The 24,784-nt window shown below is 50.9% G+C and carries 19 protein-coding genes and 2 pseudogenes; 20 read left to right on the plus strand and 1 reads right to left on the minus strand.

The annotated features are described in order from the left end of the window. The first annotated feature begins 162 nt into the window (after positions 1-162). The 5 genes from TJ79_RS00995 to TJ79_RS01015 all read left to right on the plus strand — a co-directional run bounded on the left by TJ79_RS00995 (position 163) and on the right by TJ79_RS01015 (position 5,828). Entirely contained in the window at positions 163-1,863 is a 1,701-nt protein-coding gene (locus tag TJ79_RS00995) for a peptide ABC transporter substrate-binding protein (protein ID WP_052339150.1), read from the plus strand. Positions 1,864-1,981: 118 nt separating this feature from the next. Continuing rightward, positions 1,982-2,911: an ABC transporter permease gene (locus TJ79_RS01000; RefSeq protein WP_040948415.1), complete on the plus strand. Its 930-nt coding sequence runs from the start codon at positions 1,982-1,984 to the stop codon at positions 2,909-2,911. Next, positions 2,912-3,832 carry an ABC transporter permease gene (locus TJ79_RS01005; RefSeq protein WP_052339151.1) on the plus strand — a complete coding sequence of 307 codons (921 nt, stop codon included), beginning with the start codon at positions 2,912-2,914 and terminating at the stop codon, positions 3,830-3,832. It begins immediately after the preceding gene. A gap of 12 nt (positions 3,833-3,844) precedes the next feature. Beyond that, complete coding sequence (locus tag TJ79_RS01010; RefSeq protein ID WP_081756630.1) at positions 3,845-4,882, plus strand: ABC transporter ATP-binding protein; 1,038 nt, start codon at positions 3,845-3,847, stop codon at positions 4,880-4,882. Continuing rightward, positions 4,875-5,828, plus strand: coding sequence for an ABC transporter ATP-binding protein (locus TJ79_RS01015; RefSeq protein WP_040948417.1), 954 nt, complete (start codon positions 4,875-4,877; stop codon positions 5,826-5,828). Before TJ79_RS01010 ends, TJ79_RS01015 begins: the two co-directional genes overlap by 8 nt. Positions 5,829-5,960: 132 nt before the next feature. On the opposite strand, the gene TJ79_RS25580 is transcribed toward TJ79_RS01015, so the two are convergent. Then, positions 5,961-7,007, minus strand: a complete 1,047-nt coding sequence (locus tag TJ79_RS25580) for a DUF4349 domain-containing protein (protein WP_052339152.1) — start codon at positions 7,005-7,007, stop codon at positions 5,961-5,963. Positions 7,008-7,211: 204 nt separating this feature from the next. On the opposite strand from TJ79_RS25580, the pseudogene bshC reads away from it, so the two are divergent. The 15 genes and pseudogenes from bshC to TJ79_RS01095 all read left to right on the plus strand — a co-directional run. Continuing rightward, positions 7,212-8,824, plus strand: a pseudogene (bshC, locus tag TJ79_RS01025) (bacillithiol biosynthesis cysteine-adding enzyme BshC). 12 nt (positions 8,825-8,836) lie between these two features. Continuing rightward, entirely contained in the window at positions 8,837-10,099 is a 1,263-nt protein-coding gene (locus tag TJ79_RS01030) for an adenosylhomocysteinase (RefSeq protein ID WP_040948418.1), read from the plus strand. Positions 10,100-10,240: 141 nt separating this feature from the next. Continuing rightward, entirely contained in the window at positions 10,241-10,930 is a 690-nt protein-coding gene (locus TJ79_RS01035) for a hypothetical protein (protein ID WP_155987730.1), read from the plus strand. A gap of 186 nt (positions 10,931-11,116) precedes the next feature. Further along, positions 11,117-11,380 (plus strand): hypothetical protein, encoded by a 264-nt coding sequence (locus TJ79_RS01040; protein WP_040948420.1) that lies wholly within the window; start codon positions 11,117-11,119, stop codon positions 11,378-11,380. A 117-nt stretch (positions 11,381-11,497) separates the two neighbouring features. Further along, on the plus strand, positions 11,498-11,935 hold the full coding sequence (gene mraZ, locus TJ79_RS01045; protein ID WP_040948421.1) for a division/cell wall cluster transcriptional repressor MraZ: 438 nt from the start codon (positions 11,498-11,500) through the stop codon (positions 11,933-11,935). A gap of 39 nt (positions 11,936-11,974) precedes the next feature. Beyond that, complete coding sequence (gene rsmH, locus TJ79_RS01050) at positions 11,975-12,943, plus strand: 16S rRNA (cytosine(1402)-N(4))-methyltransferase RsmH (RefSeq protein ID WP_040948422.1); 969 nt, start codon at positions 11,975-11,977, stop codon at positions 12,941-12,943. 1 nt (position 12,944) lies between these two features. Continuing rightward, positions 12,945-13,385, plus strand: a complete 441-nt coding sequence (locus TJ79_RS01055) for a hypothetical protein (RefSeq protein ID WP_040948423.1) — start codon at positions 12,945-12,947, stop codon at positions 13,383-13,385. Next, complete coding sequence (locus TJ79_RS01060; RefSeq protein WP_040948424.1) at positions 13,386-15,662, plus strand: penicillin-binding transpeptidase domain-containing protein; 2,277 nt, start codon at positions 13,386-13,388, stop codon at positions 15,660-15,662. It begins immediately after the preceding gene. Between the two features lie 147 nt (positions 15,663-15,809). Then, positions 15,810-17,741, plus strand: coding sequence for a stage V sporulation protein D (locus TJ79_RS01065; RefSeq protein ID WP_040948425.1), 1,932 nt, complete (start codon positions 15,810-15,812; stop codon positions 17,739-17,741). Between the two features lie 67 nt (positions 17,742-17,808). Further along, positions 17,809-19,296 carry a UDP-N-acetylmuramoyl-L-alanyl-D-glutamate--2,6-diaminopimelate ligase gene (locus TJ79_RS01070; RefSeq protein WP_040948426.1) on the plus strand — a complete coding sequence of 496 codons (1,488 nt, stop codon included), beginning with the start codon at positions 17,809-17,811 and terminating at the stop codon, positions 19,294-19,296. After that, on the plus strand, positions 19,293-20,705 hold the full coding sequence (locus TJ79_RS01075) for a UDP-N-acetylmuramoyl-tripeptide--D-alanyl-D-alanine ligase (RefSeq protein ID WP_040948427.1): 1,413 nt from the start codon (positions 19,293-19,295) through the stop codon (positions 20,703-20,705). The genes TJ79_RS01070 and TJ79_RS01075 overlap by 4 nt, the downstream gene beginning before the upstream one ends. Positions 20,706-20,811: 106 nt before the next feature. Next, positions 20,812-21,774, plus strand: coding sequence for a phospho-N-acetylmuramoyl-pentapeptide-transferase (gene mraY, locus TJ79_RS01080; protein ID WP_040948443.1), 963 nt, complete (start codon positions 20,812-20,814; stop codon positions 21,772-21,774). Positions 21,775-21,777: 3 nt separating this feature from the next. Then, on the plus strand, positions 21,778-23,175 hold the full coding sequence (murD, locus tag TJ79_RS01085) for a UDP-N-acetylmuramoyl-L-alanine--D-glutamate ligase (RefSeq protein WP_040948428.1): 1,398 nt from the start codon (positions 21,778-21,780) through the stop codon (positions 23,173-23,175). Between the two features lie 180 nt (positions 23,176-23,355). Further along, positions 23,356-24,380, plus strand: a pseudogene (gene spoVE, locus TJ79_RS01090) (stage V sporulation protein E). An 86-nt stretch (positions 24,381-24,466) separates the two neighbouring features. Further along, positions 24,467-24,784, plus strand: a 318-nt coding sequence (locus TJ79_RS01095; protein ID WP_040948429.1) for an FAD-binding protein, incomplete at its 3' end; no start/stop codon positions are given.

Below are 24,784 nucleotides of genomic sequence, written 5' to 3' on the forward strand. Positions count from 1 at the left end.
ACGTTTACTTTTTTTAACCATTGGTTGTATAATGATTTACAAGTTTTACGGCATAAGAGGTTCTTATTTTTTTTGGTTTTTGAGAAGTGTCCGAGTGGGTAAACATATACACTTACCGGATCTTCCAAAAATAAATGAACACTATTTTGGGGGAGGCCAACAATGAAGATCAAGCGTATTCTTGCACCCTTGACAATCGTAGCACTGGCAGGCAGTGTATTTGCCGGTTGCTCGACCACCAAGGACAAATCAGAAGCATCCAGCAGTCCTGCACCATCTACTTCTGCTGCAGCAGGATCCACTGCTCCGGTTGCAGACGGCAAACCGGGCGAAATCACCACCTATATCAACGGTGAAATTGCATCTCTTGATCCTCAGCTTGCGAAGGATAGCTCTTCCAGCTGGGTTCTGGACCACGTTTTTGAAGGCTTGTACTATCAAGACACCAATGGCTTGAAAGAAGGCCAAGCCGCTAGCTACAAACTGAGCGATGACAAACTGACCTATACCTTCACCTTGAAGGACAACCTGAAATGGTCCAACGGCGATCCTGTCGTTGCAGGCGACTTCGTATACGCTTGGAAGCACGCGCTTGATCCGAACACCGCTTCTGAATATGCCTACATCGTTGGCGACTACATTGAAGGCGGTCAAGCATATTACACAGCAGATCCGGCTAAAGACGACCTGAAGGCACTTGCCGACAAGGTTGGCGTTAAAGCCCTCGACGATAAGACACTGGAAGTTAAGCTTGTTGCTCCGACGCCTTACTTCCCGCAACTGACTTCCTTCTACACCTACTATCCGGTTGACCAAAAGGTAGCCGAAGCGAACAAAGATTGGGCTAAGGACGCTTCCACCTACGTCAGCAACGGTCCGTTCAAACTCACCAAATGGGGCAAGGACACCGAAGCCGTAGCCGAGAAGAGCGACACCTACTATGATGCCGCAAGCATCTCCACCACGAAGATCACCTGGTTCAACATTACCGACGACAACACCGCTTGGCAAATGTACACCAACGGTGAAATGAACTACTTCCACTCCGTTGTACCTGACGGCATCGACGTTGCCAAAGCAAATGGCGAGCTGAAGATCTATCCGCAACTGGCCACTTACTTCTACCGCTTCAACGTAACGGCCAAACCGTTTGACAACGCGAAGATCCGTAAAGCCCTAGCGATGTCCATCAATCGTCAAGCCATTATCGACAACATCACCAAAGCTAACCAAACGCCTGCTTATGCCCTTACCGGCCCTGGTATTCTGATGGGTGAAGACGGACATGACTACCGTCTGAACGCACCGACAGTTGCCTACTTCAAAGAAGATATCGATGAAGCTAAGAAACTGCTTGCCGACGGTCTGAAAGAAGAAGGCATGTCCGCTTGGCCGAAAGTAACTTTGACCTATAACACCAGTGAAGGCCACAAGAAAATTGCTGAAGCTATCCAAGAAATGTGGAAGAAAAACCTGGGCATCGACGTAACCCTTGAGAACGTTGAAGGCAAGGTATGGCTGGATCGTCAAAGCAAGCTGGATTACCAAATCATGCGTACCGGTTGGATCGGCGACTACCTCGATCCGATGACCTACATCGACATGTTCGTAACCGGCGGCGGCAACAACAACACCGGTTGGTCCAATAAAGAATACGACAAGTTGGTTGACGCAGCTCGCGTTGAAGCCGACCAAACCAAGCGCGAAAAAGATTTCCACGACGCTGAAAAGATTCTGATGGACGAAATGCCGATCATGCCGATCTACTTCTACACCACGGCTGACGCTCAAAAACCTGAAGTTCAAGGTGTATTCGTACCTGCTAACCGCAACGCGATTTTCCGTCACGTTACTCTGAAGTAAAAAAAACTGCACAATTTTACTGATCCAGTAAACAGGGTATGCCAGTATACGGCTGGCATACCCTCCTTTACTGAATGAGGACAACTGTCATGGATTTACAATTGAAAGGGGCAAGCGTATGCTTCGCTATATTGCACGCCGGGGGTTAAATGCGCTCATCACGCTTTGGGTTATGATCACCCTCACTTTTGCGCTAATGCACATGGTTCCGGGTGGTCCATTTACCCGAGAGAAAAAGTTACCCGAATCCATTATTCAAAACCTCAACCGTCATTACCATTTGGACGAGTCAATTATTATGCAATATTTCCGTTATTTGGGCGATTTGTTTCATGGGGATTTAGGTCCTTCTATGACTAAGGACCGCACCATCAATTCGATGCTGTCCACCAGTCTTCCCGTATCTCTTCAATTAGGTCTTCAAGCGCTGATCGTTGCTTTAATCGGCGGACTTATTCTCGGTGTTATCGCTGCTTTGTATCACAACAAGTGGCCGGATAACGCTTCTTCTGTTCTTGCCGTATTGGGAACAGCGGTGCCAAGCTTTGTTCTCGCTACTTTGCTTATTCAATTCTTTGCCATTAAGCTGGGATGGTTCCCCATAGCCAGATGGGTGTCCTGGAAATATACGGTTCTGCCAACACTCGCATTGAGTTTTTCGCCCATGGCGCAAATAACTCGGATGATGCGTTCTAATATGCTCGACGTCCTTAATCAGGACTATATCAAAACAGCTAAAGCCAAAGGCCTTACCCGTTTTAAAACGATCTATCGTCATACCGTGCGGAATGCGATCCTGCCGGTCATTACCATATTGGGACCTATCGCGGCAACGCTCTTGACAGGTACCTTTATTATTGAAAAGATTTTTTCCATCCCAGGAGCTGGCAAACTGCTGGTGGAAAGTATTAGCAACCGGGATTACCCGCTTATTCTGGGTTCAGTTGTCGTCTATGGCGCCTTCCTGGTCATCATCCTGTTTATTACAGACGTCATCTATACAATGGTAGATCCACGCATCAAGCTTGCTGGAAAGGGGGAGAAGTAATTGTCTACAAACGTGCAGGATAACCGTTTTCAGCCGATTGACAAAGGCGCTAGCGCTGAGCAAATCGTCAGACCGAGTATGAGCTACTGGCAGGATGCTTGGAGACGGCTGAAAATGAATAAGCTGGCTATTACCTCCCTTTGCATCGTCGCCTTTTTGATCATCATGGCGGTTATCGGTCCGATGATTCGCCCCTTTTCTTACTCCGATCAGAGCTTCATGGATATCAACAAGTCGCCTGATTCCGTTCACTGGTTCGGGACGGACAGTCTGGGCCGTGATTTGTTCGTCCGGGTTTGGTACGGCGCCCGCTATTCGCTCTTGATCGCTTTCTGCGCCGCCGCCATCGACTTGGTTGTCGGCGTCATTTACGGCGGAATCGCCGGATTCAAGGGTGGTAAAACGGATTCCATCATGATGCGATTTGTTGAAATCATGTACGGTATTCCTTATCTGCTCGTAGTCATCATGCTGCTGGTCGTTATGAAACCCGGCCTCTTTACCATTATCGTGGCCCTGGGTGTTTTCGGTTGGTTGGGGATGGCGCGGCTTGTCCGCGGCCAGATCATGCAGCTTAAAGAGCAGGAGTTCGTTCTTGCCGCAAAAACGTTGGGAGCCAGCAGCACTCGTCTGCTGTTCAAGCACCTTGTTCCCAATACGCTCAGCGTCATTATCGTTAATATCACGTTTACCATACCGGCAGCTATTTTTTCTGAGGCGTTCCTAAGCTTCCTTGGACTCGGGATTCCCGTTCCAAAGGCAAGTTGGGGAACTCTCGCCAACGATGCTTTGGGAAGCCTGATTTCCCATCATGCCTATCAGCTTTTCTTCCCCGCAGCTCTTATCGCGCTTACGATGCTGGTATTCAATCTGCTCGGTGACGGCTTGCGGGATGCCCTCGATCCGAAAATGCGCAAGTAAAGGAGGGGAGCCATCTTGTCTAATAAAGATGTCCTGCTAGAAGTTAAAGATCTCGAAGTTTCATTTCATACCTATGCCGGAGAAGTCAAGTCGGTTCGCGGAGTCAATTTCACGGTGAACAAGGGTGAGGCACTGGCTATCGTAGGCGAATCGGGCTGCGGTAAATCCGTAACGGCCCAAACGCTTATGCGGCTTATTCCCACTCCTCCCGGAATCATCAAGAACGGAGAAATTCTCTTCAACGGCACGACGGATATTACGAAAATATCGGAAAAACAAATGGAGAAAATTCGCGGTTCGGAAATGGGCATGATTTTCCAGGACCCGATGACCTCTTTGAATCCTACGATGACCATCGGCAATCAAATCGCCGAAGGCTTGATTAAGCACCAGAATATGAGCAAGAAAGCAGCCCGCACCCGAGCGTTGGAAATGCTGAAAATGGTCGGCATCAACAACCCGGAGAGCCGGCTCGCCCAATATCCCCATGAATTGTCCGGCGGGATGCGGCAGCGGATTATGATCGCCATCGCTCTTGCATGTTCACCGAAGCTGCTGATTGCCGACGAACCGACGACGGCTCTGGACGTGACGATCCAGGCACAGATCATGGAATTGATGAAGAACCTTCAAGAGAAAACCAACGCGGCGATCATCCTGATCACCCACGACCTTGGCGTCGTCGCCGAAATGGCGCAGCGGGTAATCGTCATGTATGCCGGCGAAGTAGTGGAGCAAGGGAATGTAGAGGACATCTTCTACAATCCGCAGCATCCGTATACTTGGGGACTCTTGCGTTCCGTTCCGCGGATGGATACGGAGCACGGCGACGAGCTGGTACCGATTCCCGGTACACCGCCCGATTTATTCGCGCCGCCAGTAGGCTGTCCGTTTGCCGCCCGTTGTCCTTATGCCATGGAAGTTTGCTTGGAAAAAGATCCGGATCATTTCACCATTTCGTCCACCCAAAGCGCCGCATGCTGGCTGCTTCACCCGGACGCTCCTAAGGTCGAGAATCCGGTTTCCGCAGGAGGTGTAAAGAATGTCTGATACTTTGCTTGAAGTCCGCAACTTAAAGAAACACTTTCATCTGGGCGGCGGCAGCGTCCTGAAAGCTGTTGACGGCATCAATTTCGCCATCCACAAAGGGGAAACTTTTGGTCTCGTCGGCGAATCCGGCTGCGGAAAATCGACGGCAGGTAGAACCATCATCGGTCTGTACAACTCGACAGACGGTGATATTCTGTTTGACGGCAAAAATGTCAACCGCTTGAAAGGCAAGGAAGCGAAGGAATATACTCGCAAAATGCAAATGGTATTCCAAGATCCTTACGCGTCTCTTAATCCCCGGATGACCGTTGAAAATATTATCGCCGAAGGTCTCGATATTCACAACCTCGCCTCAGGGAAAGCACGCCGCGAGCGGGTGTACGAGCTGCTCGATGCCGTAGGCTTGAACAAAGAGCACGCCAGCCGGTTTCCTCACGAATTTTCCGGTGGTCAGCGTCAACGGATCGGCATTGCCCGTGCCTTGGCTATCGAACCGCAATTCATCGTTGCGGACGAACCGATCTCCGCATTGGACGTATCGGTTCAAGCGCAAGTTGTTAACCTTTTTGCCAAGCTGCAAAAAGAGCGCGGCCTGACGTATCTGTTTATCGCTCACGACTTGGCGATGGTGAAGCACATCTCCGATCGTATCGGCGTTATGTACTTGGGTAAAATGATGGAGGTTACGACTTCGCATATGCTGTATGCCAAGCCGCTTCATCCCTATTCCCAATCCCTGCTTTCCGCTATTCCGGTTCCGGATCCAAAGGAAGCCGGAAAACGCGAACGCATCGTCCTGCAGGGCGAAGTGCCCAGCCCGGTGAATCCTCCCAGCGGCTGTCCGTTCCGCACCCGTTGCCCGCACGCAATGGAAGTCTGCTCTCAGAAAATGCCGGACATGCAAGAAGTGGAACCAGGTCACTTTGTGGCTTGCCACTTATACTAATCGTTTGAATCGTAAAAGGGGCCGTCCTATTGGACAGCCCCTTTTCTATGTGGATTTCTTGATTATATCCGCCCTTTAGCGGACGAAATCCGGAACAATCGTTAAAGGAATCGTTCAACTTACTTCCAACAATCAATCGTCTTCAGAACTTCTGGCTTTCTCTTCATGTGGTGTAACGTCAATGGCGGACTCTGTAAGGGTAACGGGCGGTCTAGCAGGATCCGGTTTTTTCTTGAAGCGGGCTGGCAAGCGTTTTTGCACGAAGAGTACAAGAAAGACAAGCACTCCGATGACGATGAGGAAAGGCAAGATGCTCATCAGGAAAATGAGAATCGCTTGAATGGTGATTTTCAAAGCATGGAGGGAGGAGGTAAAGGCAGAGGTCATGCTGCCCCATAGACCCTCTTTTTTAACAGAAATAAGCGGCTCGCCCTTTTCGGAGATGTCGATATCGATGGTGGACATCGCTACATTTTCGTTGAGATAGCGCATGCGGCCTTTGATTTGTTCAATTTCTTCCTGAACGTTGCCGAGGGAGTTGGAAAAGGCAACCAGATCGTCGGCTTTGGTAGCACTGCTGAGGAAAGTAAGCAGACGTTCTTCCATGACTTCCTTTGCCTTCAATCTTGAATCAAGATCGACATATTCTTCTGTGACATCGGTTCCGTTTACGGAATGCTCCATATCGATTACGGGAAGCTTATCCAGCGCGTCCAGGAGGGAAGATAAACCCTTGGCAGGTACTTTCGCGGTTAAGTGTCCGGACTTGCGGGTGCCGTTATCGCTTTGGTTGAAATTCAAAATATAGCCGCCGGCTGCTGCTACTTGTTTGCGGATTTCCTGTTCGGTATCGGTGAAGTTTTTGACTTGCATAGAATAGTTCGCTTTGTAGATCAGTTTTTGATTCATCGCATTGTCTGCGGTTGCCAGAGCACCGGATGTACTAGCGGATGCGCCAGTGCCGTCTGTGCCTTTTTCAACTGCCATCGTCTGTGAAGTGCTGTTGCTGTTGGCGTCAAACGTGAACTCGGATTTGGCACCTTTGGCCGCCGGAGCGCCGGCAGCAGTCTCATTGCTGCTTTTATCAAGCGAATTGCTTGCGCAGCCGGCCAGAACAGCCGAAAGCAGAGAAGCTGCCAGTGCGATTTGGATGACACGAGACCGCCTGTTTTTTGACATGGAGAAGCCCCCTTTATCCTATGAAAATTTTCTCTTATTTTTCTGACGATGCTGCACTTTGATTTGTTTCATGGGGTATCCGGCATTGGTTGTCTTTCTTTGACTAAATGAACAAGGCCATGTACAATCGAAGAGGACATTTTTTGAAAGTTACCGAACTTTTGTTGGTTGCTGATTGGAGGACTACCTTTGAAAATTGAGCCATTGAGCATTCTTCATGGCCGATCTCTTGCAGAAGATTACATAAACCACTTCGACAGAGTCAGCCATTTGTACGCATACAATCCTTGGGAGAAGACGAGTTTTGAGCGAAGAGCCGAACGCTTGGATCATGATCATTTTCGCGCCGACCGAAAAATGCTCTCGCAGGTGCTGTTGAATTATAACCGCAGAATCGGCAATGCTCCCCAAGCCTTGCTTCGAGCCGAACAATTGGCGGACTCCCACACTCTCGTTGTGTGGGAGGCCAGCAAGCCGGATTATTTAGCGGCGAGCTTATGATCATGTATAAAGCGATCACGATCCTGCAGGCGGCAAAAGAGGCGGAGGATCAGCTCGGCAGGCCGGTTGTCCCGGTATTTTGGATTGCCGGTGAGGATCATGATTTCGACGAGGTCAATCATGTGCAGACGCTGTCGTCCAAGCTGGAGATTGATAGAATCAAGCTCGATGCTCCCGGCGGTGCGCGTACCTCTGTCAGCCGGTCGCAGATTGCCGATTGGGAACCCGTTTTAGAAGCTCTGGAAGCTTCTCTAATGGATACGGAATTCAAACCCGAGCTTGTCGGTCGCCTTCGGGAATTCGCAAATCATTCCGCTACGTTGACGGACTTTTTTGCACGGATGATGGGATGGCTGTTTGGAGAACGGGGACTTGTGCTGCTTGATTCCGATGACCCGGAGCTGCGCCTTGTTGAGGCTCCCATGTTTGATAAATTACTGGATGGGCAACATGCTTTTTCCTTGTCTTTGGAAGAAAATCGGGCTGAGGTTGAGGCTCTTGGCTTCGAGCCCCAAGCGGAAATCCATGAGGACTGCGTAAATTTATTTCTTTTTGATGAGGAAACGGGCGAACGCTATCTTCTGTACCGTACCGAAAACGGTTATGCCGACCGCAAGGGTGGCCACCGGATGACTGGTGAGGAACTGAAGCTGCTTTTGGACCGCTCTCCGCAGTCCTTCAGCAACAATGTGATGACCCGACCGTTGATGCAAGACTTCTTGTTCCCTGTGCTGGCTACTGTACTAGGGCCTGGAGAGATCTCCTATTGGGGGCTGCTTTGCCGCGGGTTTGCCGCCTTTTCCATGGAGATGCCAATTCTTTTGCCGCGGAACAGGCATACATTGGTGGAGGGCACCGTTCGTAAACATATGCAAAAATACGATTTGGACTTCGATGCGGTCTTTGAAAGCTTTGAAGCACGTAAGGAAGATTGGCTGAAGGAGCAAGACGAGATCGGTTTAGAAGCTCGTTTCGATGAGGCAAAGGAAAAATTCCGCCAATTGTACAATCCGATCATCGATGCAGTGTCCGAGATCAATCCGGGGATGCGCAAGCTGGGCGATGTGAATCTGCTGAAGATTCTGGAACAGATGGAATTTCTCGAAGCCCGGGCGACGGATGCTCACCGCTCCCAGTACGAGGCGTCTATTCGGCAGTTGGATCGTATCAAGCTGTCGCTGCATCCGCAGAATAAGCCCCAGGAAAGGGTTTATAACGTTGTTGCCTTTTTGAATAAATACGGCAAGGATTGGCTTCTGGAGCTGACGGATCATAAGCCGGAAGCCTGGGGTACGCACCGAGTCGTATACTTATAGGAGGAGAAAACCATGACCGCAAAAGAACGCAGCATTATTGCCGATCCAGCTTTAGCCCCGGAAGGACATCTGAAAATTGAATGGGCAGACGCTCATATGCCGGTGCTGAACCGCATCAAGGAACAATTTGCTCGTGAGCTTCCTTTTCAAGGCTTGAAGGTCGTGATTTCCCTTCATTTGGAGGCGAAAACCGCTTATCTGGCGAAGGTTGTACAAGCCGGAGGAGCTGAGGTGACCATTACCGGCAGCAACCCACTGTCTACGCAGGATGACGTCTGCGCCGCTCTTGTAGAAGATGGGATCACCGTATTTGCCAAATACAATCCTTCTCCGGAAGAGTATAAGGCGCTGCTGATCCGCGCCCTTGAAACGAAACCGGACCTGATCATCGACGACGGAGGCGATTTGGTGACGATCCTCCACTCGGAGCGTCCTGATCTCGCGGTCAACGTACGTGGAGGTGCCGAGGAAACGACGACAGGCGTACTTCGCTTAAAGGCGTTGGATAAGGAAGGCGTGCTGCGTTTTCCGATGGTAGCGGTTAATGATGCTTATTGCAAGTATCTGTTCGATAACCGCTACGGCACCGGCCAATCCGTTTGGGATGGCATTAATCGCACCACCAATTTGGTGGTTGCAGGCAAAACCGTTGTCGTCGTGGGCTACGGCTGGTGCGGCAGAGGGGTTGCCTTGCGAGCGAAAGGCTTGGGAGCCCAGGTGATCGTAACGGAAGTGGACGCTATCAAAGCCATTGAAGCTTACATGGACGGTTTTTCCGTTATGCCTATGTCTGAAGCGGCCAAGCACGGCGATTTCTTCGTGACAGTAACCGGTAATCGGAACGTGATCCGCGGCGAACATTACGAAGTGATGAAGAACGGAGCAATCCTAGCCAATGCTGGGCACTTTGATGTCGAAGTCAACAAGCCGGAGTTGGAAGCTCAATCGGTCTCCAAACGCACGGTGCGCCGGAACATCGAGGAGTTCAAGATGAAGGACGGCCGCAGCCTTTACTTGCTGGCAGAAGGACGTTTGGTCAATTTAGCTGCCGGTGACGGCCACCCGGCGGAGATCATGGATATGACCTTTGCTCTTCAAGCACTGGCGCTTAAATATGTGAACGAGCAAAACCAAGCCATCGGCAACAAGGTTGTAAATATGCCTTATGAGCTGGACGAATCGGTTGCTCGCTTCAAATTGGAATCCCTTGGGTCGTCCATCGATACCCTTTCAGCTGAACAAAAGGCGTATCTGGAAGGCTGGCAGGAACATTAAAATTATTCCATGCAATAGATGGTTTGTAAAATCTCTCAAATATCGCAAAAAAGCCCCTTTTGGGGCTTTTTTTGCTTTCAACTCAGGAGTAAGATAAGCGGAGTAGGCATGCTTGCCTATAAGGAAGGAGAAAGGTCGAAAGTGCGCAAAATTTTTTTCGTTTCCCTGTTCTCGGTACTGATTCTAACCACAGCATGCGGCAGCAGCGGCAGTAGTAGCAATGGCGGCAATAAAGAGAGTTCTGCACCTGTGGAAAATCGGGTTACCCTGTCGATAAATGAAAAGAACTATACGTTTCCTTCTCGAAGTGAGAGTACCAATCGATATGTAAAAGCTGTTCCAACAGCTGACGGAATCGTATGGTCTCCGGCTCCTGAAATGGAGAACACTTCGTCTATAGCTGACATAAGACCTGTTGAGCCTTTTGAGATCTATTATAGCCACGCCTCCGATTTGAAGATCGACAAGATTAACTCCAGGAAAATCTACACCTTGCCTCTTCAAAAAGACGGAGCGGAGGTTTTCTTAGAAAATCTCTATTCTGTTCATCAATATATCTTATTCACCACCTATACGAAGAAACCAGGGATGGTTCAAGCCATTGAAAACCAGCTTTTTTATATTACTCCTGACGATGCCGAAGCGAAGTTGATTACTTCTTTTCATGAGAGTGGCGGCTATCTATTCGATTTCAACATCAATGATCAAAATACGGTCAAGTATACTCAATCTTCGCCAAATGCGGATGGGGGTTATGATGAGGCATCGTTTGTGTTCCATTTGGACACGGGAATTAACGAACCGATTTCTGCGGCTGATATCCATAAATAAAGGACTCCAGGACTTTGGAAGCGTTTACTTTATTACTAGGAACGTAGAACTCATATTTTTGTAACATCTTCAATCTTTTTTTGTATGCCTTTACAAATTACGACAGTACTTTTATTGATCATCGGTTACATTTAGTTAATGAGAAGCAGGAGGGTTGTCTGACTATCGAATAAGGAGCGTTTTGGTATGAATCAATCTTTGTCCCTGCTGCTTACTATTTTTGATCTGCAGCTAGAGGCGGAGCATATGCCTCCACAGCTAGGAGGCTTTTATCGAAATCGGGACGGCGTAAAGAAAATCATTGTAAACGATGACCTGCCATATGAACAAAAGGTAGATATCTGCTTCCATCTCATCTTTCAGCATTGTTTGGACGATGTGAACAAAAGCTTTATCCCTTATTATTTGATGGATAACCCCGATGATGATCCCTACAACATGCAATTTTGAAAAAATTTTTACATTTATCCTGCCACCATGGCAGGATTTTTTGCATTCATTGCGAATATTTCATATAATCTTGTGGAGTGAAGTGGGGCAAAGTGGGGGAAAGGGGTAGGCCGACTCATGTTTATGGGTGAATACCAGCATAGCATCGATGATAAAGGCCGACTCATCGTACCCGCCAAGTTCCGCGAAGGGTTAGGCACCTCTTTTGTAGTCACTCGCGGCCTTGATCAGTGTTTGTTTGTGTACCCTATGTCGGAATGGTCGATAATGGAGCAAAAGCTGAAGTCACTATCGCTGATGAAGTCCGATGCACGTGCCTTTACCCGCTTTTTCTTCTCGGGAGCTACGGAATGCGAGCTGGACAAACAGGGAAGGGTAAACTTACCGAACAACCTTGCCGAGCATGCGAAACTGGTGAAGGACTGCGTCGTTATCGGCGTATCCAACCGGGTGGAGATTTGGAGCAAGGAGCTATGGGAAAGCTATTCTACCCAGTCCGAGCAGTCATTCAATGAAATTGCCGAGAAGCTGGTTGACTTCAATTTTGATTTGTAAAAGGCACCGTCACTTCATTACAGCCGGGAGGCTTCGCAGATGTTTCATCATGTAACGGTTTTGAAGGAAGAAGCGGTGGAGGGTTTGCGGATTCACCCTTCAGGCATCTATGTAGATTGCACCTTGGGCGGAGCAGGCCACAGCGGGCTTATCGCTTCTAAGCTGGGAGCGGGCGGCCGACTCATCGCCTTTGATCAGGACGACGTAGCTTTAGCAAATGCAGAACAGCGACTGTCGGAATACCGGGATCGCGTCACGTTAGTGAAGACTAACTTCCGATACATAAAAGAGTCGCTGCTTAAGCAAAACGTCCCGCAAAAAAACGGAAATCCTCAAGTAGACGGTATTCTGTTCGATCTTGGCGTCTCCTCTCCGCAGTTGGATGAAGCGGAACGGGGATTCAGCTATAACCAGGATGCGGAATTGGATATGCGGATGGACCGCAGCTCGCCCTTGACTGCAGCTGAGATCGTCAACAGTTGGTCGGAAGCGGAAATCGCCAAAATCCTTTTTGAATATGGTGAGGAAAAATTCGCCCGGCGCATTGCCGCACAGCTTGTCAGCCACCGCCAAAGAGAGACTATCAACTCCACTTTGCAGCTTGCTGAGCTCATAAAGGCCGCCATTCCGGCTGCCGCCAGGCGCACGGGACCCCATCCCGCCAAGCGGAGTTTCCAGGCTCTACGTATTGCTGTAAACGACGAATTGGGCGCATTTGAAGACGCCCTTATGCAATCCATTGATTCCTTAGCCCCGGGAGGCCGAATTGCCGTTATCACTTTTCACTCTCTCGAGGACAGGATATGTAAGCTAACCTTTGCGAAATTTGTGGAAAAATGCACATGCCCGCCGGACTTTCCTGTCTGCGTCTGCAACAAAAAGTCGATCCTGCGGCTTGTCAACCGTAAGCCGATACTCCCAAGTGAAAGGGAGTTGGAAGAGAATCCGCGAGCGAGATCAGCAAAGCTTAGAATCGCGGAAAAATGCGAAATTGAGGGGGAATCGTAGAATGTCCACTTACACCCGGGGAAATCTGGCCGTAAAAGAAATAGCAAAAGAGCAACCGGCCGTTCAGCGGCGTACGCAGACAAACACGCAACCCGCTCGCAAAAAGATCAAGTTGTCCTCTGGCGAAAAGCTTTTTTATCTGTTTTGCGGGTTAGTCATGACTGTCGCCTTGAGCGGTGTCGTTTTGCTGACCTCGCAAATCTATAATGTCAACAAAGCCGTTTATGAGACAAAAAACGAACTGCAAGTAGCGAATGATGAGAACGGCAGGCTCAAAATGGATCTGGATAAAACGGTGAACCCGGAAATGTTGGCTGCAGACGCGGCAGCAGGCGGTTTTGAACCTGTTAAAGAGGAGCAGAAAACATCGCTGAACGATAACGCTTCAAATGGAAAGGCATCCGCCATGAAGAACGGAAAAACGAGCGGAGATGAAAGCTGAATGGAACGACATTTAAAAGTCCGATCCTTGTTGATCGGTATCTTTTTTTTCCTGCTGTTTTTTGTACTCATTGGTCGTTTATATGTGTTACAGGTGGTCGAAGCTTCGGAATTGCGCAGCAAGGCGGACGATTTGTGGACTTCGGAAGAGACCCTCCAACCCGTCCGCGGTTCCATAACCGACCGTAACGGCAAGCCACTGGCCGAAGAAGGCGTCGCCTATACCGTCGCGGTGAATCCCCTGATGATCCATGAACGGGGAATTGAACGGGAAGCTGCCCACGGGTTGGCGAAGATTTTGAGCACTTCCCAAGACCCCGCCGCAAACGCCGATCTTGAAGAGAAAATCTATAAGATGGTGACCAAGAAGAAGCCGAGCAGCGACAAATTCGCGGTGGAGGTAGAGATCCGCAACGAAGGTTGGAAGATCGACGCGGATATCAAGGACCAGGTGGACCAGTTCGTTGACCAATTGAAAACCGATTTGAAGGAAAAGAAGGATCTGCATTTTAAAGAGGTTGGGATCTATACCAAAAAGACGACAAAGCGCATGTATCCGAATAACCGACTGGCTTCGCAGCTCCTCGGCTTCATAAACCGGGACGGCGTCGCGCAAGCGGGTCTCGAACGCTATATGGACGAAGATTTAACCGGTACTCCCGGTATGCTGAAACGCAAGCGGGACTTGAAGGGCGTGGAAATTCCCAACTCCCAAATGACCTTAGTGCCTGCCGTTAACGGAAAAAGCGTGAGCCTGACCATCGACCAGAATATTCAATATTATACCGAGACGGCGCTGCGGAAAGCCTATGAAACCTATAAGCCGAAGAGCATGACCGCCATCGCTGTCAATCCGAAGACGATGGAGATATTGGCCATGGCCAGCCTGCCGGATTACAATCCGAATAAATATTGGGAATCTCCGCAGGAGAATTACATCAATCACGCCATCTCCGACCAATTCGAGCCGGGTTCTACCTTTAAGCTGGTGACGCTGGCCGGCGCTATCGAAGAGAAAATCTGGACGCCAGATGCACTGTATAAATCGGGTAATATTAAGCTCCCCAACATGCCGCTCATTCAGGATTACCAGTTTTACGGCTGGGGAGAAAACGGCTATATCTCCTTCATGGAAGGGTTAATCCGTTCCAGCAACGTGGCTTTCGTTAAAATGGGCTATGAAGGCTTGGGGACGAATCGGTTCACGGATTACATTAAACGTTTTGGCTTCGGCCAGAAAACGGGAGTCGATTTGCCGGGAGAAGCCACCGGTTTGGTGGATATGAAGTGGCAGTCTGACTTTGCCCGAGCCACTTATGGCCAGTCCATTACCGTAACGGCCATGCAGGAAGTGGCCGCCTATGCCGCTATTGCCACCGGTGGTGAACTCAAGAAGCCGCAAATTATTAAAAGCATTTTTGATACGGAAACGGGAAAAGCGATTCAAACCTTTCAACCGGAAACGGTACGGCGAATCGTATCCGAAGAGACGGCGCGGCAAGCATCCCTAGATTTGGAGAAGGTCGTTACCGATGAACACGGAACAGGCCGCAAGGCGTTCATCAATGGCTACCGGGTTGCAGGAAAAACGGGGACGGCAAACATTGTCGTTAACCCGAAAGAAGGATATGCCGACGGCACTTGGCTTGTTTCTTTTATCGGTTATGCGCCTGTGGAAGATCCCCAAATTCTCGTCGCGGTCATTGCCGACCAACCGCAAATCGGCGGGGATTACCACAAAGGCGGCGATGTCACCATGCCGGCTTTTAAAGACATCATGATTCCGAGCTTAGCGTATTTGGGTGTTCCCTCTAGCGTCAGCAAGGAGAAAACCGAGATAACCGAGGCTCTGGCGACGGTGCCTGACGTGGTCGGTCTTTCCTTACAGGAGGCGAAAAATAAATTGGCCGCCGCCGGATTGACGGCGCAAACCTTGGGCAACGGCGAGAAGGTAACCAGCCAGCTACCCAAGGTCGGAAGCGATGTTCTTATGAACAACAGCGTCTTTATCATCGCAGGCGATGCCAGCACGGCGGATGTCCCGGATTTAACGGGGCTATCTCTCCGGGATACACTGGAGATTGCTGCTTTGCTTAAGGCAGAGGTCCGTTCAACCGGTGAGGGTTTTGTCGTAGGCCAAAACCTGACTGAGGAGAACGGGAAGCGGGTACTGAAGCTGGAGTTAGCCCCTTATAATCAAAATCCGCCCGATGTGAAACCTTTAGACGGAGAGAAAGCGAATCAACCATCCAAAACGCAGGATAAGCAGAACAATTGATTCTGCCAATGCCCCGGATGTAAACCCTGTTCTATCTCCTGTCACACACGAATAGGCATGATATGAGCCGTACACCGCCCGTCCCAAACGACGGGCTTAGACGGCTTCCATAATCATCTCTTCGTGGACAAGGAGGATCGATCGGGCATGCGTGTTTCCAGCGTAACGCTGCGGCGCCGACTCTGGTTTACTCTACTTGCAGGGGCTGTCATTTTCGTTGTATTGATGGTACGATTGGCGTATGTTCAGCTTTGGATAGGGCCTGACTTGGCAAAGAAAGCGGAAGACTCCTGGCGCAGAGAAATTACGGTTACCGACAAACGGGGAGAAATCTGGGATCGCAACGGAGATAAGCTTGCCTATAATATCAGTTCACCTACCGTTTTCGCCGTTCCTGTGCAAGTCAAGGACCCGGCTGGCACTGCCCGCAAGCTTGCTTTCATTTTGCAGATGGACGAGAGCAAGGTTCTGGAGTTGGTGCAGAAGCCGAAGGTCATGCTGGTGTACATCAAACCCGGCGGGCGTAAAATTTCTGAAGAGAAAGCGGAGGAGATCCGCAAAGCCAACCTGCCTGGTATCTATGTTGCCGAAGATAATAAACGTTACTATCCCTATGGCGGCTTGGCTGCCCATATTCTTGGCTTTACGGGAATCGACAACCAAGGCCTCTCTGGAATAGAAGCCGAATACAACAAGGAATTGACGGGAATTAAAGGCAGCGTATCTTTTCTCTCTGACGCAGGCGGTCGCAAGATGCCGGGATCGACAGATCAATTTTCCGAGCCGAAGGACGGTCTGAATTTGCAATTGACCATCGACCGCTACCTGCAATCGGTGTTAGAACGAGAGCTGGATCAGGCCATGGTGAAATATCAGGCCAAGAACAGCATGGCGATCATTATGGACCCGAAAACCGGGGAAATCCTGGCCATGGCAGGCCGGCCGGGTTATGATCCGGAGCACTTCCGGGATTATCCGGTGGAAGCTTATAACCGCAATTTGCCTATATGGATGACCTATGAGCCCGGTTCTACTTTTAAGATCATAACGCTGGCTGCCGCTCTTCAGGAGGGGAAAGTGAACCTGAACGAAAGCTTTCACGATCCCGGCAGCATTAAAGTGGCAGGGGCGACGCTGCACTGTTGGAAACGCGGAGGTCACGGCTCGGAAACGATGCTGGAGGTTGTGGAAAACTCTTGCAACCCCGGTTTTGTGGTCATGGGCCAAAGATTGGGTAAAGAAAAACTGTTCGATTACATCACCCGTTTCGGCTTCGGCAAAAAGACCGGCGTTGACCTGGGCGGAGAGGAGAACGGCATCCTTTTTAAGCTGAAGAATGTTGGGCCTGTCGAACTGGCCACTACGTCCTTCGGTCAAGGGGTATCGGTTACTCCGATCCAGCAGGTGGCAGCGGTGGCCGCAGCCGTAAACGGCGGCAAGCTGTATTGGCCCCACGTGGCCAAAGCATGGTACAATCCGGAAACGGGAGAGAAGGTCAGCAGTGTCGAGCCGAAAATGGTGCGTCAGGTCATCTCGGAAGATACCTCCAAGCTTGTCCGACAAACCCTTGAAAGCGTGGTTGCCCAGGGAACAGGGAAACATGCATTTCTCGAAGGTTATCGCGTAGGCGGGAAAACCGGTACAGCCCAGAAGGTTGTAAATGGACGTTATGACCCCAATGAGCATATTGTATCTTTTGTCGGCTTCGCTCCAGCGGATGATCCGAAGCTGGTCATCTACGCCGCTGTAGACGACCCGAAAGGCATTCAGTTTGGCGGACTTATTGCCGCTCCTATCGTCAAGAACATAATGGGAGATGCCCTTCGCTATTTGAATGTACCGCCGCGCCAGGATCAAATCGCCCGGGAATATGTATATGGCGATGTGAAAACGGTAGCCGTGCCGAATCTGGTAGGGATGACCGTTGAAGATATTTATGATGATTTGAATGCGGATTTCAATCTGGCAAAATCCGGAACGGGCAACGTTGTAGTTAACCAAGTGCCCAAAGCCGGAACGAAAGTGGATCAAGGCTCGACGATACGCATCTACTTGGCGAAAAACGCCGATTCTGATTAATCCATTGCCAGAATGGACATATTTGGATATGAATGATAGGGCGGATTATGCGCAGGAGGCATGAATCATGCAGCTTAATGAATTGGCAGCTTTAATTCCCTTCGCTCGTCTTCAAGGTGATGGAGCCGTGGAGATTGGCGGAGTTCAGACGGATTCGAGAAAAGTAAAACCCGGCGACCTGTTCATCTGTTTACCGGGTTATCAGCAAGACGGCCATGAATATGCGCAGGCGGCGGTGGCGAATGGTGCCGCCGCTTTGGTCGTCCAAAGGGAGACGGGCCAGAACGTTCCGACACTGTACGTGCGGGATTCCCGCATGGCCATGGCTGTCATTGGCAATCATTTTTTTGGATATCCCAGTGGGGAAATGAGCGTTATCGGCATAACCGGGACCAACGGCAAGACGACTACGGCTCATATTATCGAACGGATTTTGACGGATTATGGCAAGTCATGCGGGCTTATGGGCACCATTGGGATCAAAATCGGTGGGGAGCTTTTACCATCTAACAATACAACGCTGGAGTCCCTGGAATTGCAGATGACTTTCCGCAGCATGCGGGATGCCGGAGCCGACTACTGCGTCATGGAAGTGTCCAGCCACGCACTAGACATGGGGCGGGTGAAAGGGGTCCGCTTCCGTTCCGCTATTTTTACGAATCTGACGCAAGATCATTTGGACTATCACAAGTCGATGGAAGACTATCAGGCGGCGAAGGGACTCTTATTTTCTCGCTTAGGGAATGAATTTTACGCAGATCCGGCAAAACGCCAATACGCAATTCTTAATGCGGACGATCCTGCCTCGGAAACCTACGCCAAGCTGACAGCGGCTTATACGGTCACATATGGAATTGACAAGGAAGCCGATGTGAGAGCGGAGAACATTCGGGTCACGGTACAGGGAACGGAGTTCCGGCTGACGACTTTCGCTGGCGATGCAGATGTCCGACTGAAGCTTGTCGGCAAATTCAACGTGTACAACACCTTAGCCGCTATTGCCGCAGCACTGCTGGAAGGTATCCGGTTCTCTTCGATCCTGTCTACCATTGAAAATATGGCGATTGTAGAAGGCCGGCTGGAAACGGTAAACGAGGGACAGGATTTTCTGGTGGTTGTGGATTATTCCCATACCCCCGACAGCTTGGAAAACGTGCTGACGACCATAAAAGAGTTCGCGGGCAAGCGGGTCATTACAGTTTTCGGCTGCGGCGGAGACCGGGATCGTACAAAACGGCCGATCATGGGCGGCATCGCGGCAACCTATAGCGATTATATTCTTGCGACATCCGACAACCCCCGTACGGAAGATCCCCTCGCGATATTGGAGGAGATCAAACCGGGGATTATCGCAGCGGGAGCAAATTCAGACCGATATGAACTTATTTCGGACAGACGCGCTGCCATTGAAAAAGCGGTTGAAATGGCGGCTAGTGGAGATGTAATATTGATTGCGGGCAAAGGCCATGAAACCTATCAGGATATTGGCGGAGTCAAGCACCATTTCGATGACCGGGAGGAAGCCCGGAAGGCCATAAGGAGAAAGCTAGGATGATTAAACGTACATTGGAGCAAATCGCCGCAATGGCAGAAGGCACGCTGTCTGGAGCAGTCTTGAATGCGGCCGCAGGCGGAGACTTTGCTGACATTCCGATCCAGGGTGTTTCGACGGACAGCCGGACGATAGCCCCAGGCCAATTATTCGTTCCTCTTGCCGGGGAGCATTTTGACGGGCATGAATATATTGATACGGCGTTTGCCAAAGGAGCAGCGGCGGCTTTGTGGCAGCAGGATCATCCTCTGCCGCCCGGAAACCGTCCGCTTATTCTTGTGGACGATACGCTCCATGCCTTGCAGCGCTTGGCGAAAGCTTACCGCCGGGAGCTTGCCTTGCGGGTTGTCGGCATAACGGGAAGCAATGGGAAAACAACCACCAAAGATATGACGGCTTCTGCACTTTCTACGGTATATCAGGTCCTGAAAACAAAAGGAAACTTGAATAACCACATCGGTCTGCCGCTCACCCTGCTGCAGCTTGATGAAACGATGGAAGCAGCTGTACTGGAAATGGGCATGAGCAGCCGGGGTGAAATTGCTTTGCTCACATCGTTAGCCGAGCCGGATGTGGCGATCATTACGAATATCGGCGAATCCCACTTGCTACAATTGGGCAGCCGCGAGGAAATCGCCCGAGCGAAAACGGAAATTTTGGCCGGCATGAAAGATGGCGGACTGTTGATCTACAACGGCGATGAGCCGCTGATCGAACAGGTGTTACCGGAGATGCCGCAGCCCGCTGCTTTAAGATTGCTTCGCTTCGGTATGGGAACGGATAACGACTTGTACCCGGTATCGATTCAAATGGATGGCCAGTCTACCCGGTTTCTTTCCAACGATCCGGATGCGCCGGAATTTCACATTCCTCTTCTTGGCCGGCATAATGTCACCAATGCGCTGGCAGCCTATGCAGCAGCCTGCAGTCTGGGCGTGCCGGCGGATAAAGCAGCGGAAGGTTTAGCCGCTTCCAGCATGACGAGCATGCGGATTGAACGGCTGGAAGCTCCGAACGGCGCCGTTGTGCTAAATGACGCCTACAACGCAAGTCCAACCTCTATGAGAGCGGCATTGTCCCTGCTGAGTGAATTGACGGGCTTCCGGCGCAAAATCGCCGTGCTGGGCGATATGCTGGAACTGGGAGAGGGCGAAGCCGCTTACCATGGGGAAATGGGCCGTAAAGCGGCAGAATCCGGCGTTGATCTGCTGTATGTGTACGGTCCGCGTTCCCGCAATATGGCGGAAGCTGCTGCCGAAAGGATGCCGGCGGATAAGGTGCGCTATTTTCCCGATAAGCCGGAAATGATTCAAAATCTGGTTTCTGAAACGAGCGCCGGAGATGTGGTATTGGTCAAAGCCTCCCGGGGCATGAAGTTGGAAGAAGCGGTGCAAGCCCTTCTCTGCAAATAATGTTGGCGAGTCTGCTGTACGCAGACTTGTCATGCAGCGGCAAGTCGCTGCATATGCGTTAGCAAATAGAAAGATCGTAAGCAGGATGTAAGGAGTGGGCAGCGTGATTGGTTTTGGCGAAGTAATGTTTCCTCTGGGTGTCGCTTTTTTACTGGCGACTCTTACAGGTCCCTTGATTATTCCGATTTTGCGCAGGCTTAAATTCGGCCAGCAGATCCGCAGTGACGGTCCTCAAGGCCACTTGAAGAAGAAAGGCACGCCGACGATGGGCGGGATCATCATCCTGCTGGCGTTGTCCCTGGCCGCATTGCGTTTTGCCGATAAGAACAGCGAGCTGACCGTGCTGTTAGTCGCTTCCCTTGGCTATGGTCTGATCGGCTTTCTTGACGATTACACTAAAATTGTATTCAAACGATCCCTTGGGCTTACAGCTAAACAGAAGCTGGCAGGGCAGCTGATCGTTTCCATAATCGTTTGTGTCTTGCTACACCGAATGGGGCATTCCACAGACATTCATATTCCTTTTTCCGATTGGTCGCTCTCCTTTGGATGGTTTTATTATCCTTTTGTCGTCTTCATGATGTTGGGCATGAGCAATGCTGTCAATTTCACCGACGGTCTCGACGGTCTGCTGTCCGGTACAAGCGCCATCGCGTTCGGAGCCTACGTGGTTTTGGCCGTTCATCTGCATCATCCGGAAACGGCTATCTTTTCGGCAGCGATGGTTGGGGCGGTCCTCGGATTTCTCGTCTATAACGCCCACCCCGCAAAAGTGTTCATGGGCGATACCGGCTCGTTGGGCATCGGCGGCGGTTTGGCGGCAGCGGCTATTATAACGAAACAAGAACTGCTACTTGTGATTATCGGCGGCGTGTTTGTTGTCGAGGTCCTTTCGGTCATCATTCAGGTCGTGTCCTTCAAAACGAGGGGCAAACGTGTGTTTAAAATGAGCCCGATCCACCACCACTTTGAGCTTGTGGGCTGGTCGGAATGGCGGGTTGTCATCACCTTCTGGGCGGTTGCGTTTGTGCTGGCCGGTTTGGGACTTTACTTTAACGAGGTGTTTTAACAGATGCAGCATCCAAACGAATACCGGGGCAAGTCCGTTGTTGTCCTGGGTATGGCCAGAAGCGGAGTAGCGGTAGCGAAGCTATTTCACGCCTACGGGGCTAACGTAACAGTCAATGATAAAAAGGAACGCGATCTATGCCCGGAAGCCGATGAACTCACGGCACTGGGTATTTCTGTCCTTTGCGGGGGTCATCCGCCGGATCTGATCAACAAGGAAACAGCTCTTGTCGTGAAGAATCCCGGGATCTTCTACAGCACCGAGCCCGTCAAGCGTGCGCTTGCTTTAGGGATCGAAGTTGTGACAGAGGTGGAAGTGGCCGCATACATATGCGAGGCGCCGATCATCGGCATCACTGGGTCTAATGGCAAGACGACCACTACCACATGGATCGGGAAAATGCTGGAGACGGCTGGGCTTAAGCCGATCGTTGCCGGCAATATCGGACGGGCGCTGTGCGATGCGGCGCAGGATGCCGAGGCGGACAACTGGATGGTGGTCGAGCTGAGCAGTTTCCAACTGAAAGGAACGGTTCATTTTCATCCCCGGATTGCCTGTCTGCTCAACGTTTATGAAACCCATCTGGATTATCACGGAACGATGGAAGATTACGCTGGGTCGAAAGCAAAGCTATTCGCTAACCAAACGGAAGCGGACACAGCCGTGTTGAACTGGGACGATGCCTATTGCCGTTCGCTTATTCCATGGATCAAGGCGAAAATTGTTCCGTTTTCCATGGCGGAGGAGCTGGTTTCAGGCGTTTTCCTCAGAACATTGGAGGGCGTTGAGACTATTGTTTACCGAAGTGAAGACGGCAATGAATCCGCGATTCTGACTGCCGCCAAGCTGGGTATTCCAGGCCGCCACAACATCCAAAACGCACTGGCTGCCGTAGCGGTGGCTCTTGCAGCCGGCGCTTCCGAGCAGGCGATAGCCGAAGCCTTGCAGCAATTCCGGGGCGTTGAGCACCGGCTGGAATTCGTCCGTGACAAGGATGGCGTCTCCTACGTCAACGGCTCGAAAGCGACGAATCCGGCGGCGACCATCAAGGATTTGGAAGCATTCTCGCAGCCGATCGTGCTGATTGCCGGCGGCTTGGACCGGGGGATGGAATATGACAGTCTTGTTCCCTATTTCCAAGGTCGTCTCACTGGATTGATCGCCCTTGGCGAAACTCGGGACAAGCTGGCTCGGACCGCTGAGCAGGCAACTGTGCCGCAAATTCGCATCATTGCCAGCATTGACCCTGAGCAGGCGATGATGGAAGCGGTGGAAGCGGCTCGCCTTTTGGCGAAGGACGGAGACGTCGTTCTGCTTTCTCCGGCGTGTGCCAGTTGGGACATGTTCACGTCCTATGAGCAGCGTGGAAGCATGTTTAAGAGGTCCGTGCATACCCTGTAATAAAGCATGCGTTTCCCCCCGAAGGGCGGGCGGTCTCCCTCATGAGGCTTGTGCATGCACGGGGCGTGTACAAGCCCCGATACCACAGGGTAAAGGGGTCGGACTATGGGGAAGACGCGTTCGCTGCCGGATTTGACACTGATGACGGCAGCGCTTTTGCTTTTGACGATCGGCGTGATTATGGTATACAGCGCCAGTGCCGTACTGTCTTTTCACGATTTCGGCGATAAATTCTACTACATGAAACGCCAGCTTTTATTTGCGGTGCTGGGCGTGGCAGCCATGCTGGTTACGATGAATGTCGACTATACCTTTTGGAAGAAATGGTCCAAGCCGATTCTATTAACTTGTTTCGCCCTGCTCGTTCTCGTTCTGATTCCGGGAATCGGCAACGTACGGGGAGGAGCACGCAGCTGGCTCGGTATCGGATCTTTCGGCATTCAGCCTTCCGAGTTTATGAAAATGGCGCTGATCCTTTTTTTGAGCCGCTATTTGTCGGACAATCAGGGAAAGATCACCCTCTTTTGGAAAGGGCTGCTCCCCCCGCTGGCACTGATGGGCTAGCCTTCGGGATGATTATGCTTCAACCCGATTTGGGTACCGGCGTTGTTCTTGCAGGTGCGACTCTGCTCATTATTTTCGCCGCCGGCTCACGAATCCTGCATCTTGCGCTTCTGGGGCTCATGGGCTTGGCCGGTTTTACCGGGCTGATCTTGTCCGCGCCTTATCGTCTCGACCGCATCTCCGGTTTTCTTTATCCGTGGAAGGACCCCTTAGGAACCGGATATCAAATCATTCAGTCCTTGCTCGCTATCGGGCCGGGAGGGCTGGTGGGTCTTGGTTTCGATCACAGCCTGCAGAAGCACAGTTATCTGCCGGAGCCGCAAACGGATTTTATCTTTTCCATTATCGGGGAGGAACTGGGTTTCATCGGCGGCGGCTTCGTGCTCGCTTTATTCGCCGTTCTCGTTTGGAGAGGCATCCATACCGCCATGACGGCTCCGGATACCTTCGGCAGCCTGACGGCCATCGGAATTACCGGCATGGTGTTTGTCCAAGTAACCATCAATATCGGTGTCGTTATCGGGGTTTTTCCGGTAACAGGCATCACGCTTCCCTTGATCAGCTATGGAGGCTCATCGCTCACTTTGATGCTGACCGGCTTGGGGATTTTGCTGAATATCTCTCGACACGCCAGAACTTAGGCGTTTGTCACACTCCCCACCGTTTCACATAAACTACACTATATTCGTGATAGACGCCCGTTTTTTAGGCAAAAAGGAGGTACCCGATGCTGCCGGTTATATCGGAGCTGCAGAGGGCGCAGGCCGGGTCCGTGCTTCCTGACGAACCGATGTCTCTGCATACAACCTGGAAGATAGGGGGGCCCGCTGACGTACTGGTTATTCCACAAACAAAAGAGCAGTTAATCCGTGTTTTGCGTATATTGTATGAATACGACACACCCTGGTTCGTTCTCGGCAGAGGCTCGAATCTGCTGGTTGCGGATTCAGGCATCCGCGGAGCGGTCATTCGTCTGGGCGGATGCATGCAGGAAGCCCGCGTGGAAGATCATCAACTCATTGCCGGCGGCGGTTTTTCGTTTATC

Source organism: Gorillibacterium massiliense, assembly GCF_000455485.1.
Lineage (GTDB): Bacteria > Bacillota > Bacilli > Paenibacillales > NBRC-103111 > Gorillibacterium > Gorillibacterium massiliense.

What these genes read in the sequence shown, in the direction of transcription:
- TJ79_RS00995 (WP_052339150.1), top strand. Translation starts at nt 163, where the DNA reads ATGAAGATCAAGCGTATTCTTGCACCCTTGACAATCGTAGCACTGGCA.
- TJ79_RS01000 (WP_040948415.1), top strand. Translation starts at nt 1,982, where the DNA reads ATGCTTCGCTATATTGCACGCCGGGGGTTAAATGCGCTCATCACGCTT.
- TJ79_RS01015 (WP_040948417.1), top strand. Translation starts at nt 4,875, where the DNA reads ATGTCTGATACTTTGCTTGAAGTCCGCAACTTAAAGAAACACTTTCAT.
- TJ79_RS25580 (WP_052339152.1), bottom strand. Translation starts at nt 7,007, where the DNA reads ATGTCAAAAAACAGGCGGTCTCGTGTCATCCAAATCGCACTGGCAGCT.
- TJ79_RS01030 (WP_040948418.1), top strand. Translation starts at nt 8,837, where the DNA reads ATGACCGCAAAAGAACGCAGCATTATTGCCGATCCAGCTTTAGCCCCG.
- TJ79_RS01040 (WP_040948420.1), top strand. Translation starts at nt 11,117, where the DNA reads ATGAATCAATCTTTGTCCCTGCTGCTTACTATTTTTGATCTGCAGCTA.
- mraZ (WP_040948421.1), top strand. Translation starts at nt 11,498, where the DNA reads ATGTTTATGGGTGAATACCAGCATAGCATCGATGATAAAGGCCGACTC.
- rsmH (WP_040948422.1), top strand. Translation starts at nt 11,975, where the DNA reads ATGTTTCATCATGTAACGGTTTTGAAGGAAGAAGCGGTGGAGGGTTTG.
- TJ79_RS01055 (WP_040948423.1), top strand. Translation starts at nt 12,945, where the DNA reads ATGTCCACTTACACCCGGGGAAATCTGGCCGTAAAAGAAATAGCAAAA.
- TJ79_RS01060 (WP_040948424.1), top strand. Translation starts at nt 13,386, where the DNA reads ATGGAACGACATTTAAAAGTCCGATCCTTGTTGATCGGTATCTTTTTT.
- TJ79_RS01065 (WP_040948425.1), top strand. Translation starts at nt 15,810, where the DNA reads ATGCGTGTTTCCAGCGTAACGCTGCGGCGCCGACTCTGGTTTACTCTA.
- TJ79_RS01070 (WP_040948426.1), top strand. Translation starts at nt 17,809, where the DNA reads ATGCAGCTTAATGAATTGGCAGCTTTAATTCCCTTCGCTCGTCTTCAA.
- TJ79_RS01075 (WP_040948427.1), top strand. Translation starts at nt 19,293, where the DNA reads ATGATTAAACGTACATTGGAGCAAATCGCCGCAATGGCAGAAGGCACG.
- murD (WP_040948428.1), top strand. Translation starts at nt 21,778, where the DNA reads ATGCAGCATCCAAACGAATACCGGGGCAAGTCCGTTGTTGTCCTGGGT.